The sequence below is a fragment of the Kaistia sp. UC242_56 genome (genome assembly GCF_044452255.1).
Taxonomy (GTDB): Bacteria; Pseudomonadota; Alphaproteobacteria; order Rhizobiales; family Kaistiaceae; genus Kaistia; species Kaistia defluvii_A.
On the sequence record NZ_JBIOAN010000002.1, the window covers coordinates 1,953,676 to 1,967,862 of the forward strand.

At 66.3% G+C, this 14,187-nt stretch carries 14 protein-coding genes; 9 read left to right on the forward strand and 5 right to left on the reverse strand.

Annotated features, from left to right (window positions below; all coding sequences use genetic code 11):
- Positions 1-283 precede the first annotated feature (283 nt).
- The 6 genes from ACHMWQ_RS11925 (at position 284) to mltG (ending at position 6,713) form a co-directional block, all read left to right on the forward strand.
- Entirely contained in the window at positions 284-1,504 is a 1,221-nt protein-coding gene (locus ACHMWQ_RS11925; protein ID WP_396307626.1) for an MFS transporter, read from the forward strand.
- A gap of 274 nt (positions 1,505-1,778) precedes the next feature.
- Positions 1,779-2,717, forward strand: a complete 939-nt coding sequence (fabD, locus tag ACHMWQ_RS11930; protein ID WP_396307627.1) for an ACP S-malonyltransferase — start codon at positions 1,779-1,781, stop codon at positions 2,715-2,717.
- 59 nt (positions 2,718-2,776) lie between these two features.
- A complete protein-coding gene (fabG, locus tag ACHMWQ_RS11935; protein ID WP_354548285.1) occupies positions 2,777-3,514 on the forward strand; it encodes a 3-oxoacyl-[acyl-carrier-protein] reductase in 738 nt (245 codons plus the stop codon).
- 269 nt (positions 3,515-3,783) lie between these two features.
- Positions 3,784-4,020 carry an acyl carrier protein gene (locus tag ACHMWQ_RS11940; RefSeq protein ID WP_104218330.1) on the forward strand — a complete coding sequence of 79 codons (237 nt, stop codon included), beginning with the start codon at positions 3,784-3,786 and terminating at the stop codon, positions 4,018-4,020.
- Between the two features lie 74 nt (positions 4,021-4,094).
- Positions 4,095-5,357, forward strand: coding sequence for a beta-ketoacyl-ACP synthase II (gene fabF, locus ACHMWQ_RS11945; protein ID WP_354548287.1), 1,263 nt, complete (start codon positions 4,095-4,097; stop codon positions 5,355-5,357).
- A 96-nt stretch (positions 5,358-5,453) separates the two neighbouring features.
- Positions 5,454-6,713: an endolytic transglycosylase MltG gene (mltG, locus tag ACHMWQ_RS11950; RefSeq protein WP_396307628.1), complete on the forward strand. Its 1,260-nt coding sequence runs from the start codon at positions 5,454-5,456 to the stop codon at positions 6,711-6,713.
- Positions 6,714-6,746: 33 nt separating this feature from the next.
- Here the strand turns inward: mltG and ACHMWQ_RS11955 are convergent, their stop codons facing one another.
- Positions 6,747-7,154 (reverse strand): GFA family protein, encoded by a 408-nt coding sequence (locus ACHMWQ_RS11955; protein ID WP_396307629.1) that lies wholly within the window; start codon positions 7,152-7,154, stop codon positions 6,747-6,749.
- Positions 7,155-7,218: 64 nt separating this feature from the next.
- Complete coding sequence (locus ACHMWQ_RS11960; protein WP_396307630.1) at positions 7,219-8,859, reverse strand: FMN-binding glutamate synthase family protein; 1,641 nt, start codon at positions 8,857-8,859, stop codon at positions 7,219-7,221.
- A 229-nt stretch (positions 8,860-9,088) separates the two neighbouring features.
- Here ACHMWQ_RS11960 and ACHMWQ_RS11965 point away from each other — a divergent pair, with 229 nt between their 5' ends.
- The 3 genes from ACHMWQ_RS11965 to ACHMWQ_RS11975 all read left to right on the forward strand — a co-directional run bounded on the left by ACHMWQ_RS11965 (position 9,089) and on the right by ACHMWQ_RS11975 (position 11,185).
- Entirely contained in the window at positions 9,089-9,976 is an 888-nt protein-coding gene (locus ACHMWQ_RS11965) for a YicC/YloC family endoribonuclease (protein ID WP_396307631.1), read from the forward strand.
- A gap of 10 nt (positions 9,977-9,986) precedes the next feature.
- Entirely contained in the window at positions 9,987-10,631 is a 645-nt protein-coding gene (gene gmk / locus ACHMWQ_RS11970; protein WP_396307632.1) for a guanylate kinase, read from the forward strand.
- 167 nt (positions 10,632-10,798) lie between these two features.
- Complete coding sequence (locus ACHMWQ_RS11975; protein WP_396307633.1) at positions 10,799-11,185, forward strand: MliC family protein; 387 nt, start codon at positions 10,799-10,801, stop codon at positions 11,183-11,185.
- Positions 11,186-11,264: 79 nt separating this feature from the next.
- On the opposite strand, the gene rsmA is transcribed toward ACHMWQ_RS11975, so the two are convergent.
- The 3 genes from rsmA to ACHMWQ_RS11990 all read right to left on the reverse strand — a co-directional run bounded on the left by rsmA (position 11,265) and on the right by ACHMWQ_RS11990 (position 14,127).
- On the reverse strand, positions 11,265-12,035 hold the full coding sequence (rsmA, locus tag ACHMWQ_RS11980; RefSeq protein WP_396309434.1) for a 16S rRNA (adenine(1518)-N(6)/adenine(1519)-N(6))-dimethyltransferase RsmA: 771 nt from the start codon (positions 12,033-12,035) through the stop codon (positions 11,265-11,267).
- A gap of 62 nt (positions 12,036-12,097) precedes the next feature.
- Positions 12,098-13,156 (reverse strand): 4-hydroxythreonine-4-phosphate dehydrogenase PdxA, encoded by a 1,059-nt coding sequence (pdxA, locus tag ACHMWQ_RS11985; RefSeq protein ID WP_396307634.1) that lies wholly within the window; start codon positions 13,154-13,156, stop codon positions 12,098-12,100.
- A gap of 41 nt (positions 13,157-13,197) precedes the next feature.
- Positions 13,198-14,127 carry a SurA N-terminal domain-containing protein gene (locus ACHMWQ_RS11990; protein ID WP_396307635.1) on the reverse strand — a complete coding sequence of 310 codons (930 nt, stop codon included), beginning with the start codon at positions 14,125-14,127 and terminating at the stop codon, positions 13,198-13,200.
- Positions 14,128-14,187 lie beyond the last annotated feature (60 nt).

The window sequence follows — 14,187 nt, forward strand, 5'->3', positions numbered from 1 at the left end:
CGCCCGGCTTTCCAGGCGTCGCGGCGGTTGTGCTCGTCCGTTGTGTACCGCAACGGCATGCGGTTGGACATCACCCCGGCGGCAGGTGGCCGATAGGTGGACGCGGTCGCCCGGGACGGCTTCGGCATGGCAAAACATCGATTTTGGTTATGACAGCATCAATTTTTCTGCACTTTTCTTTCCAATCGGCCGCGGCCATAGTGGATTTCCTCGGAAAGACCTCCGGAATCGCCGCTTTAGAGCTCGCCCTTCCCCAGGTCATCCTCAATCAAGGACTTTGGAAGTGAGCGAGAGCGCGCAAGTTTTGCCCGCGTCGTCCGCCCGCGGCATTGCCGAGCGGACCTCCCTGGGAATTTTGGTGGCTATCAGCATCTCCCACATGCTGAACGACCTGATGCAGTCGGTGATTCCGGCGATCTATCCCATCCTCAAGGCAGAGTTCACCTTGAGCTTCGGACAGATCGGTCTGATCCAGCTGGCATTCCAGCTGACCGCGTCGATCCTCCAGCCCGTCGTGGGCATCTATACCGACAAGCGTCCGCAGCCCTTCTCGCTCGCCGTCGGCATGGGCGTGACGCTTTGCGGTCTGCTGCTGGTGTCGATGGCCTCGACCTATCCGATGCTGCTCGTCGCGGTGGCGCTGATCGGCATGGGCTCGTCGATCTTCCATCCCGAGGCTTCGCGCGTCGCCCGTATGGCGTCCGGCGGACGCCACGGCTTCGCCCAGTCGCTGTTCCAGGTCGGCGGCAATTTCGGCTCGGCGATCGGCCCGCTGCTCGCCGCCGTGATCGTGCTGGCGCGTGGCCAGTCGAGCGTCGCCTGGTTCTCGCTGGTCGCGCTCGTCGGCATGATGATCCTGACCCGCGTCGGCTTCTGGTACCGGGACCATCAGCGTGAACGCAAGAAGGCGAACATCGCCCCGCCGGTGCAGACGCTGCCGCACAAGGTGGTCGTGCGCTCGATCCTGATCCTCGCCGTGCTGATCTTCTCGAAGTTCTTCTACATGGCGGCGCTGACCAGCTACTACACCTTCTACCTGATCGAGACGTTCAACGTGTCGGTGAAGGATTCGCAGCTCTATCTGTTCGTGTTCCTCGCAGCGGTGGCTGCCGGCACCATCGCTGGCGGGCCGATCGGCGACCGCTTCGGGCGCAAGTTCGTGATGTGGTTCTCGATCCTCGGCGTGCTGCCCTTCACCCTGCTGCTGCCGCATGCCAGCCTCGGCTGGACCATCGCGCTCTCCATCGTGATCGGCTTCATCCTGTCCTCGGCCTTCCCGGCGATCATCGTCTACGCGCAGGAACTGCTGCCCGGTAAGGTCGGCCTCGTCTCCGGCCTGTTCTTCGGCTTCGCCTTCGGCATGGGCGGCATCGGCGCGGCAGCGCTCGGCGAGCTTGCCGACTGGACCTCGATCACCTTCGTGTTCCAGGTCTGCGCCTTCCTGCCGGTGCTGGGCCTGCTGACGGCCTTCCTGCCCAACATCCGCAAGCCGAAGTCCGTCTGAGGCCCCAAGCTTTGAGATCGGCGGTGGACATCGGTCCGCCGCCGATTTGCTTTTTGGGCGTCGAACCACAGGCCGCCCCTGCGTCGCCGGCATGGGTGAATGCACGCTCTTCACGCGGTGGAGGCGTGTCGGATTCTGCCTCTCGGTCAGCCTATATTCGCGGTCGTTGCCGCCCCGAAAATGCCCCGAGACTTGACTCGGCGGCCGTAACAGCGGATTAGCCGCCGCCGAACACGCGACTATCATCGCAGTAACAATTCGTGCGGGGCCAGCCATGACGATCGCTCTCACCTTTCCCGGACAGGGCAGCCAGGCCGTCGGCATGGGCAAGGCGCTCGCCGACAACTTCGCCGAGGCGCGTGCCGTTTTCGACGAAGTCGACGCGGCACTCGGCGAGAAGCTCTCGGCCGTCATCTGGGACGGCCCCATCGAGACCCTGACCCTCACCGCCAATGCCCAGCCCGCTTTGATGGCCGTCAGCCTCGCGGCCCTGCGCGTGCTGGAGGCCCAGGGCTTCGCCGTTTCCAAGGCCGCTTATGTCGCCGGCCATTCGCTGGGTGAATATTCGGCGCTCGCCGCCGCCGGCAGCCTGTCGATCTCGGACGCTGCCCGCCTGCTGCGCATTCGCGGCACGGCCATGCAGCAAGCCGTGCCGGTCGGCGAGGGCGCCATGGCAGCCCTTCTCGGCCTCGATTTCGAGACGGCCCAGGCGGTCGCTAACGAGGCGGCGCAGGGCGACGTCTGCGAGGCCGCCAACGACAACGGTCCCGGCCAGGTCGTGATCTCCGGCGCCAAGGCCGCCGTCGAGCGGGCGCTCGACATCGCCAAGGCCAAGGGCGCCAAGCGCGCGCTGCTGCTCCCCGTGAGCGCACCGTTCCATTGCCGCTTGATGCAGCCCGGCGCCGACGTGATGGCCGAGGCGCTCGCCAAGGTCACCATCAACGCGCCGGTCGTGCCGCTGGTCGCCAATGTGCTGGCCGCGCCGATCTCCGATCCGGCCGAAATCCGCGCCCGCCTCGTCGAGCAGGTGACCGGCATGGTGCGCTGGCGCGAGTCGATCGGCTGGCTCGCGGCCAATGGCAGCGATTTGTTTGTCGAAATCGGCGCCGGCAAGGTGCTGTCGGGGCTTGCCAAGCGCATCGCGCCCGAGGCACAGACGCTGAATGTCGGCACGCCCGACGATGTGGCCGCCGCGATCGAGCGTCTCGCTTGAGCGCTGGCCGCTTCGCAGCCAAGCTTACGGATGAACAGGGTAATCAGAAGGAAGTCGTCATGTTCGATTTGACCGGCAAGCGCGCGCTGGTGACCGGCGCGAGCGGTGGCATCGGCCGGGCGATCGCCCAGGCGCTGCACAAGCAGGGCGCGACCGTCGCCATCTCCGGCACCCGTCGCGAGGCGCTTGAAGCGCTGGCGACGGAGCTGGGCACCAATGTCCACGTCCTGCCGTGCAACCTCTCGGTCGCCGCTGAAGTCGAGACGCTGGTGCCGCGCGCCGAAGAGGCGATGGGCGAGCTCGACCTGCTGATCAACAATGCCGGCATCACGCGCGACATGCTGTTTGCCCGCCTGTCGGACGAAGCCTGGCAGGAGGTCCTCGACGTCAACCTGACCTCCGCCTTCCGCCTGACGCGCGCGGCGCTGCGCGGCATGATGCGCCGCCGCTATGGCCGCATCATCTCGATCACCTCGATCGTCGCCGTCACGGGCAATGCCGGCCAGGGCAACTATACCGCGTCGAAGGCGGCGCTGATCGCCATGTCGAAGTCGCTCGCCCAGGAAGTGGCGAGTCGCAATATTACGGTCAACTGCGTCGCCCCCGGATTTATCGAAACGGCGATGACCGACGCATTGAACGAAAAGATTCGCACCGCGTTGCTCGAGCGAGTCCCGGCAAAGCGTCTGGGCTCGGCCGACGACATCGCCTCGGCGGTGGTGTATCTGGCCTCCGAAGAAGCGTCCTACGTGACCGGTCAGACCCTGCACGTTAACGGTGGTATGGCTATGATTTAATTGAGGAATCTGCATTCGTGCAGATCCCTCGGATGGGGTTGTCACACCCCCTTGCGGCGGCTGGTCAAGGTTCAGAAACTATGTTAGGACCGCGCAATATCAGTGCCGCGTCTTCGTCGCTTTCGCGGCGGAGCGGGTGTGGATTGACGATCGCCGAAGACTAGTGACGATATCGCGGTACGTTTTCGGGGGATTGCCGATACGTCCGGGTTTCCAGCGCGCGAGAAGTCGCGGCAATAGTAGACAGAGAACAATCGAGGTTTTGAGACATGAGCGACATCGCTGATCGGGTAAAGAAGATCGTCATCGAGCATCTCGGCGTTGAGGCCGACAAGGTGACCGAAGGCGCGAGCTTCATCGACGATCTCGGCGCTGACAGCCTCGACACGGTCGAGCTGGTCATGGCGTTCGAGGAAGAATTCGGCGTGGAAATCCCCGACGATGCAGCCGAGACGATCCTGACGGTCGGCGACGCAGTAAGCTTCCTGGAGAAGAACGCCGGCTGATCGCCGATGTTCATCCAAGCCAAGCCAATGACAAGAACGGCCGGACCCGTATGGGTCCGGATCGGGGGAAGCGTATGAGACGAGTCGTTGTAACCGGGATGGGGATGGTGACGCCGCTCGGTTGCGGCGTCGACGCCAACTGGGCCAATATTCTTGCCAGCAAGAGCGGCGCCCAGAAGGTAACGAGCTTCCAGGTCGATGACCTGCCGGCTCAGATCGCATGCCTCATCCCGCATGGTGACAAGGCCGACGGCAAGTACAATCCTGACGATTGGATGGAGCCGAAGGACCAGCGCAAGGTCGATGATTTCATCGTCTATGCGATGGCTGCGGCCGATCAGGCCGTACATGATTCGGGCTGGCTGCCCACCGCCTATGAGGATCAGATCCGCACCGGTGTGCTGATCGGATCTGGCATTGGCGGCATCCAGGGCATTGTCGAGGCCGGCATCACGCTGCGCGACAAGGGCCCCCGCCGCATCAGCCCCTTCTTCATTCCCGGCCGCCTGATCAACCTCGCCTCCGGCCAGGTCTCGATCCGCTACGGCTTCAAGGGGCCGAATCACTCGGTCGTGACGGCCTGCTCGACGGGTTCGCATGCGATCGGCGATGCCGCGCGCCTGATCGCGCTCGACGATGCCGATGTCATGATCGCCGGCGGCACCGAAGGTTCGGTTTCGCGCATCGCGCTGGCCGGCTTCGCCGCCTGCAAGGCGCTGGCGACCAATTTCAACGACCGCCCGGAAGAGGCATCGCGCCCCTATGACCGGGATCGCGACGGCTTCGTCATGGGCGAGGGCTCCGGCATCGTCGTGCTCGAAGAGCGCGAACATGCCATTGCCCGCGGCGCCAAGATCTATGGCGAAGTGATCGGCTACGGCATGTCCGGCGACGCCTATCACATCACCGCCCCGTCCGAGGACGGCGACGGCGCCTACCGCTGCATGCAGGCCGCGCTGAAGCGTGCGGGTCTGCAGCCTTCCGACATCGATTACGTCAACGCCCATGGCACATCGACCATGGCGGACGGCATCGAGCTGAAGGCCGTGGAGCGCGTGGTCGGCGATGCCGCCTCGAAGATCGCGATGTCCTCGACCAAGTCGGCGACGGGCCATCTGCTGGGCGCGGCCGGTGCCGTCGAGGCGATCTACTCGCTGCTGGCGATTCGCGACAATGTCGCGCCGCCGACGCTCAATCTCGACAATCCCTCCGTCGAGACGGCCATCGACCTTGTCCCCAAGGTGGCCAAGAAGAAGCAGATCGACGTGGCGCTCTCCAATTCCTTCGGGTTTGGCGGCACGAACGCGTCGCTCATCTTCCGTCGGCATGGCGAATAGGGGCGCGGCTTCGCGCTTTCGCCATAATCCTCCATACAGTCGCCTCTCGGCACCCGGATCGAGTCCGGGTGTCGAACAGGTGAGAAGTAGGGTGCGATGAACGAGACGAATCAACCGGGCGCCAAAGACAACAAAGCTGGCGATGCCGGCGACGTCGGCTCGGCGGAATTCGGCAACCGCATCAATCCCCGCAGTCCCGGCGATACGCTGCGCCCCGAACGCGTGCCGCCGCCGCCGCCCCGCTCGCAGCAGGCGCGCCACCCCATCGTCATCATCATGAACTTCGCGATGACGATCCTCGTCGTCGGCGTTCTCGGCGCGGTCGGGATGTTCTTCTTCGGCAAGCTGCGCTTCGAGCAGTCCAGCCATTTCGGTCAGCCGCGAACCGTCTCGATCGAGCGTGGCAAGAGCCTGCGTGAGATCGCCGAGGAGCTTCACGAGCGCGGCCTGATCTCTTCCAAGTGGATCTTCATCGCCGGCGTCCGCGCCTATGGCCTGCAGGACGACCTCAAATCCGGTGACTATCTGATCGCGCCGCGTTCCAGCATGCGCGACATCATGAACGCCATGGTGAGCGGCAAGGCGATCCTCTATTCGGTCTCCGTTCCGGAAGGCCTGACCAGCCAGCAGATCGTCGACCGTCTCAATGCCGATCCCGGCCTGGTTGGCGAAATCACCGAGATTCCGGAAGAGGGCAGCCTGCTGCCCGACACCTATCGTTTCTCGCGCGGTGACAGCCGCCAGAACATCATCGACCGGATGCTGCGCGAGCGCGATCGGGTGATGACGGCGATCTGGACCAGCCGCGACAAGGACCTGCCGATCAAGACGCAGGCGGAGCTCGTGACGCTGGCCTCGATCGTCGAGAAGGAAACCGGCATGGCCGACGAGCGCAGCCGCGTCGCCGCCGTGTTCATCAACCGCCTGCGCAGCAACATGCGCCTGCAGTCCGACCCGACGGTGATCTACGGCGTCTATGGCGGCAGCGGCCTGCCGTCCGGCACGCCGATCCGCCGCTCCGACCTCGATGCGGTCAACGACTACAACACCTACAAGATCAACGGCCTGCCCAAGGGACCGATCGCCAATCCCGGCAAGGCCTCGCTGGCTGCGGTCGCCAATCCGTCGCGGACCAAGGATCTCTACTTCGTGGCCGACGGCACAGGCGGGCACGCCTTCGCCGAGAGCTATGCCGAGCACCGCAAGAACGTCGCGCGCTACCGCAAGTGGCTGGCCGAGCAGAAGGCCAAGGGCGATGTCGTCCCGGCAAGCGCCGGCCCCGGCGATGCGGTCGATGACGGGGAAGCCCCGGATGCGGCCACCGATGCGGCACCGGTACCGCCGCCCAAGCCTTAGGGCGGCCGGAGCGGCTGTGGCCGCTGCCGGCTTCTAGCCGGGCAATCCGTCGATGTGCGGGATGGTCTCCAGGTGCTCATCCCAGCCGGCCCGGCTGGCGACGTTGATATGCGCGTTCGGCCGGATCGGCACCTCGCTGTCGAGACTGCCCGCCGGCACGACCAGCAGCGCGCCCTCCATCTGAACACCCGGCAGCGCTGATCCGCAATCGGCGCAGAAGCTCCGTTGGTGCCGCGTCTCCGGCAGGCGGAACGTCGTCACCCTGTCCTGGCCCGACAGCCATTCGAGCCGGGCTTCCGTCGAAAACAGATTGGCGCCATGCGCGGAACCGCTGTCCTTGCGACAGCGCGAGCAGTGGCACAGGAAGAAGCTCTGGAAATCGCCGTGGATCTCATAGGTCGCCCTGCCGCAAAGGCAGGAGCCGCGATGCGGGCCGGGCATGAACAGGTCTCGCGCTGACGTCGGGACCTGCACGCTATGGCCATCGGCCGCATCAAGGCAAGGCTCAGCTCGCCTTGCGCAGCTCGCCGGCGAGCGAGAAGCTGTCGGGCGACGCCAGCGCCCAGGTCTGCCGGTAGAAGGGATGCGGGCTGTCACCGCCGAGCAGTTCGCCTTCCGCCAGATAGGGGAAGAGCTGCGAGTATAGGCGGATCTCGTTGGAGCTGACCCGGCGAGCGACGTGGTGCGGCTTCAGGCTGGAGGGATGCTCCAGCCCGGCTGCCGCCAGCAGCTCCGCCAAGGCGTGCAGCGAGTTGCGATGGTAGTTCGCCACCCGCTCGGCCTTGTCGGGCACGACGAGCGCGCGCTGTCGCAACGCGTCCTGCGTCGCGACGCCGGTCGGGCACTTGTTGGTGTGGCAGCTCTGCGACTGGATGCAGCCGATCGCGAACATGAAGCCGCGCGCCGCATTGACCCAATCCGCGCCGAGCGCCAGCACGGCGGCGATGTCGAAAGCCGAGACGATCTTGCCGGCGACGCCGATCCGGACATGCGGCCGCAATCCCGCCCCGACCAGCGTGTTGTGGACCAGCAGCAGCGCCTCGCGCATCGGCACGCCGACATGGTCGGTAAGCTCCACCGGCGCCGCGCCCGTGCCGCCTTCGGCCCCGTCGATGACGATGAAGTCGGGGATGATGCCGGTCTTCAGCATCGCCTTGACGATCGCCATGAATTCCCAGGGCTGGCCGATGGCGAGCTTGAAGCCGACCGGCTTGCCGCCGGAAAGCTCGCGCAGCCGGGCCATGAACTGCATCATTTCGATCGGGGTCGAGAAGGCGGAATGCGAAGCGGGCGAGACGCATTCGACGCCGACCGGAATGCCACGCGTCGCGGCGATCTCAGGGCTCACCTTGTTGGCCGGCAGGATTCCGCCATGGCCGGGTTTGGCGCCCTGGCTGAGCTTCAGCTCGATCATCTTGACCTGATCGTCGGCGGCCTGCGCCGCGAACTTCTCGGCCGAGAAACTGCCGTCGTCATGGCGGCAGCCGAAATAGCCCGAGGCGATCTGCCAGACCAGATCGCCTCCATATTGACGATGATACGGGCTGATCGAGCCTTCGCCGGTATCCTGCGCGAAGCCGCCGAGCTTGGCGCCGCGGTTCAGCGCCTGGATGGCGTGGCTCGAAAGCGCCCCGAAGCTCATGGCCGAGATGTTCAGGACCGAGCCGGAATAGGGCTTGTCGCACTGGTCGTTGCCGATGGTGATGCGGAAGTGCCTGGGATCCTGCATCGGCGCCGGGCGCATCGAATGGCCGATGAACTCGTAGCCGTCGGCATAGGCGTCCAGCAGCGTGCCGAATGGCCGCTGATCCGCTTCGTTCTTGGCGCGCTGATAGACGAGCGAGCGTTCCGCCCGCGAGAAGGGCAGCCTGTCGGAATCGGACTCGAACAGATATTGCCGCAACTCCGGCCGAACCGATTCGACCAGGAAGCGCATGTGGCCGATGACGGGATAGTTGCGCGTGATCGCGTGGCGCGTCTGGACCAGGTCGTAGACGCCGAGCACGCTCAACGCCGCGAAAATCATCGTCAGCAGGAAGTTGAGCGTAGGCGTCATCGGGATCAGCGGCAGGATCAGCGCTGCGAGGATGCAGAGCGCGAAGGCGCTGTAGCGGGCGATGAGCGAGAATTTCAGGATGGATTGCATGCGCGTTCCCCAGCAGGGTGAGGCGGCCGGAATGTGGGGAGAGGGCCCACCGGCCAGGGTCGATTCAGACCATAGACCATATCCCTCACCGTCCATGTGTCGGTTTGAGGGATATCCGCCGCCGCGCCCTTGAGCGGCCTTGGCGCGCGCATTACTGTCGCCGTCCAAACGAGGGGCCTGACCGGCTATCCTTCTTGGGCCACAGACCATTCATAGCCGGGGAATTCCGATGGCATTGACGAGCATGACCGGCTTCGCGCGCGCCGCCGGCGCGGGACACGGCTATCGCTGGACGTGGGAGCTGCGCAGCGTCAACGGCAAGGGCCTCGACATCCGCCTTCGCCTGCCGCCGAGCTTCGATACGCTCGACCAGCCGGTGCGCGAGCGCATCGGCAAGCTGCTGCAGCGCGGCAATCTGCAGGTCGGGCTCAGCCTGCAGCGCGAGACGACGGCCCAGGCCCTGCGCGTCAACGAGGAACTGCTGCGGCAGGTGCTCGATCTCGTCCGCCGTGTCGGCAGCGAGATCGACGCGGCGCCGCCGACGCTGGACGGCCTCCTGTCGATTCGCGGCATTCTCGAAACCGTCGATGCCGAAGACGATCCGGCCGTGGCCGAGGCGCTGGCAGCCGACCTGCTCGCCGATCTCGACCTGGCGCTCGCCGAACTGGTCGTTGCCCGCAATCGCGAGGGAGCGGCGATCGGTGCCGTGCTCAACGCCCGCATGGACGAGATCGAGCGCCTGACCGCGGCAGCCGAGGCGTCGCCCGCCCGCACGGTCGAGGCAATCCGCAAGAAGCTTGCCGACCAGGTCGCGGCTCTGCTCGACGCGTCGCCGGCGCTCGATCCTGACCGGCTGCACCAGGAAGCGGCGCTCCTGGCGACCCGGGCCGACATTCGCGAGGAACTCGACCGGCTGACGGCCCATGTCGCCGCCGCCCGCGCGCTGCTCGCCGAGGGCGGGCCAGTGGGGCGCAAGCTCGATTTCCTCGCCCAGGAATTCAATCGCGAAACCAACACGCTCTGCGCCAAGGCGAATGATCGCTCCCTGACGGCCCTCGGTCTCGACCTGAAGGCCGCCGTCGATCAGCTGCGCGAGCAGGTCCAGAACCTCGAATAGGAAGTCCCTGATGTCGGTTGCCGGAAATTCCCCCTCGCGGCGTGGCCTGATGCTGGTCCTGTCCTCGCCCTCGGGCGCGGGCAAGTCGACCATCGCCCGCCACCTGATGGCCGAGGACAAGGATATCGTCCTCTCCGTCTCGGTGACGACTCGCGCGCGCCGGCCGAGCGAGATCGACGGCGTGCACTATCACTTCATCGACCAGGCGACCTTCAACAAGCTGCGCGACCGGGGCGAGCTGCTGGAATGGGCCGAGGTGCATGGCAATTGCTACGGCACGCCGCGCGCGCCGGTCGAGGCTTGGCTGACCTCCGGCAAGGACGTGCTGTTCGACATCGATTGGCAGGGCGCCGACCAGGTCGCCAAGGCGATGCCGGAAGATCTCGTTCGCATCTTCGTGCTGCCGCCGACCATGGCCGAACTGGCATCGCGCCTGGTCCGCCGGGCCGAGGACGCCCCCGATGTCATCGCCAAGCGCCTGGCGAACGCCAGGGCCGAGATCCAGCACTGGCGCGACTATGACTATGTCCTGATCAACAAGGACCTCCAGACCTCGCTGGAGAAGGCGCAGGCCATCCTCTATGCCGAGCGCATGCGCCGCGCCCGCACGACCTGGCTGGAAGGGTTTGTGGCGGACCTGCTCCATCAGGAGTAGGGGCGTCGCCCCGCGAGGGGCCCAAGCCTCGTCTGGGCTGCTCCTCGTCTTCGCTGTTGTCCCAAGCTTTTGGGCGAGGAGCGGCGCGCCGCTGCCGAGGGTGCGCCATTTGCCTTCGACCGGTGGCGCTGCGACAATCGACGCCCGATGATCATCTGGAGCCGACCATGAATCCCCTTCGCCCGTGCCTCGCTCTTGCCCTTGCCTTCGCTGCCGGGACGCTCGCGACCCACGCGCATGCGGCCGACCTGATGCCGGCCGATGCAGCGACCGTCGAGCCCGCCGCCGCCGAGGCCGCTGCCAGCGCGCCGGCCAAGACCTTCGCCTATCATTGCGCCGACGGCACGAAGGTGACGGCCCGCTTCAGCTCGCCGGACCAGCCGGATGGCTTCGTCGACCTGACGCTCGCCGATGGCAAGGCCGTGACCCTGCCGCAGGCAGTCTCCGCGGATGGCGGACGCTACACGAAGGACGACATCGAGTTCTGGATCAAGGGCAATGGCGCGACGCTGACCATCGCCGGCAAAGCCACGACCTGCGAGACCAAGGACTAAGGGTACAAGCCAGGCTCGGGCCGTAGGTCAAACGCGGTCCGGCCGCTCGTGCGCCGGGGCAGGAGCGGTCGCAGGCTTCTCAGGGCAGTGCGTTGGCGAGGCGGACGAAGCCGGCGACGTCGATTTCTTCGGCGCGGGCCGTCTCGACGATGCCGGCGGCCGCCAGCAGCGGCAGCGGATCGGTGCCGAGGCTCTTCAGGCTCTGGCGTAGCATCTTGCGGCGCTGGCCGAAGGCGGCGGCCGTGACGCGCTCCAGCTTCGCCCGGCTGCATTCCAGGGGCGTCTGGCGCGGCACGACTTCGACGACCGACGACACCACCTTGGGCGGCGGCGTGAACGCCTTGGGCGAAATGTCGAACAGGATGCGCGCCTCGCTGCGCCAGCCGCAGATCACGCCGAGGCGACCATAGGCGTCGTCCTCCGGCGTGGCGACGATCCGTTCCGCGACCTCGCGCTGGAACATCAGCGTCATCTTCTCGTAGAAGGGCGGCCACGGCTCACTTTGCAGCCAGCCGAGCAGCAGCGGCGTGCCGATATTGTAGGGCAGGTTGGCGGCGATCCGCACGCGGCCCGTCGCCAGCTTCGACATGTCGACCTGCATCGCGTCGCCTTCGATCACCTCGAGGCGGCCGGGATAATGCGCGGCGATTTCGGCGAGCGCATCGAGGCAGCGGCGGTCGCGCTCGATGGCGATGACCTTCTCCGCGCCTTCCGCGAGCAAAGCGCGCGTCAGCCCGCCAGGTCCCGGCCCCACCTCGATCACCGTCACGCCGGCCAGCGGGCCGGCGGCGCGCGCGATTCGGCCCGTCAGGTTCAGATCGAGCAGAAAATTCTGGCCGAGTTGCTTCATGGCCTGCAGGCCATGCGTGGCGATCACGTCGCGAAGGGGAGGGAGGCCGTCCTGCGCCAGCGTCACGAAGCGACGCCTGCGACGTGCTCGTGCTGGCGGTATTCCGCCTCGTGGCGTGCCAGTTCGTCGGCCAGGCGCAGGGCCGCCGCGAGGCTCGAAATATCAGCCTTGCCGGTGCCGGCGATATCGAACGCCGTGCCGTGATCCGGCGAGGTGCGCACGAAGGGCAGGCCCAGCGTGACGTTCACCGTTTCGGCGAAGGCGATGGTCTTGGTCGGGATCAGCGCCTGGTCATGATACATGCAGAGCGCCACGTCATAGCGGGCGCGCGCATCGGCATGGAACATGGTGTCGGGCGCGAGCGGGCCGATGGCGTTGATGCCCTCGGCGCGAAGCGCCGCCACGGCCGGGCGGATCACCGCGTCGTCCTCGGTGCCCATCACGCCGCCCTCACCGGCATGCGGATTGAGGCCGGCAACCGCGATGCGGGGCGCCGGAATGCCGAAGCGGCGGCGCATGTCGTGGTCGATGGTACGGCCGGTGCGGATCAGCATTTCCTCGGTGATCATTCGCGGTACGACCGAGATCGGAACGTGGATCGTCGCGGGCACGGCGCGCAGTCCCGGTCCCGCCAGCATCATGACCGGATGGGCGGGCGACCCGCTCCAGGCGGCCGACAGCATGCCCAGGAACTCGGTATGGCCCGGATGCTGGAAGCCCGCGTCAAACAGGGCCTTCTTGTTGATCGGATTGGTGACGAGCGCCGAGGCCAGTCCGGCGCGCACATCGCCAACGGCGCGCGCGATCGCCTCGATCACGCCGCGCGCCGCGCTGCGTTCGGGAACGCCCGGAGCGGCAACCGCCGGGGATTCCAGCGCCACCACCGGCAAAACGCGGTCGAAGGCGTCGACGGCCTCGTCGGCCGTCATGGTCTCGATCGGGATATCGAGACCCATCAGCGCGGCGCGACCCCGAAGTGCCTCTGGGTCGGCCAGCACGTAGAAGGGCGGCAGGCGACGTTCGCGTCGTTCCCGCCAGACGGCCAGGGTGACGTCTGGTCCGATGCCGGCCGGTTCTCCCATGGTGAGAGCAAGCGGCCGGAACGAGGCGGATTCAACCATATCGTCTCACTTGAAGGGCGCGGCAGCCGCGCGGGATACGCCTATTTGTAATTGATCTTGGCGTCCTTGCGGAGCTCGGCAACGAAATCCTTGCCGACATTCTTGCTCTGCTCTGCGGTCAGCTTTTCCTCGATCTCGGCGCGCACGCCGGCCGAGCTGCGGATATCCTTGGCTTCGCAGACAGCGATCACCTCGACGCCGCGTTCCGTGACGTCCGGCTTCAACGTGCCGCCGACGGGAGCCGACTTGAGCGCATCGCCGGCCGGGCCTTGGATCTGCGTGGTGTCGCGGCGGCCCATGTTGAGCACGACGACGCCCTTCATCGCCTTGGCCTGGGCCAGGCTGTTGTCGCAGCCGCTGAAGCGCTTGCGGAAGGCCTCGGCCTCGCGCTGGCGCTGGCCGACATAGCCCGGCGAGGAGCCCTTGGGCACGACGAAGACGATCTGCTGCAGCTTGAACTCGCGGATCGTCGCCGTCTCGGTCTGGATGCCTTCCTTCTCGATCTGCGCCTGCACGTCAGCTTCGCTGACCTTGATGCTGCGGGCCTTGGCTTTCACGACCATGGCGCCGGTGATCTGCGCGCGCAGGAACTTGCGCAGCGTCTCGGCCTGCACGCCCTGCGAGGCAAGCGCCTTGGCGAACTGGGCCGGGGGCAGCTTGACCTGCTTGGCGATGCCGTTGAAGCGCTCTTCAACCATCGAGTCCGGCACGCTCATGCCGCGTCGCGTCGCGACCTGGGCCAGCAGCACCTCGTCGATCATCTCGTTGAGAACGGCCTTGTCGCCGCTCGGCTGGCGGAAAAGCTTCATCAGCTTGATGCGCTGGCCGACGTCGTAGGAGGTGATCGGCTGGTCGTTGACGGTGGCACGCACGGCGGATTGCGCCGAAGCCGTTGCGGGCAGGCTGACCGAGCCCAGGCCCATAGCAATGGCGAGAGCCGGCAGAAGAAGGAATTTCATTCGATTACGCATGGCCAATATCCGAATCCTGTCAGCTGCGGCGTGCCGCCGGCGTGCTGGCGTGCCGACTCG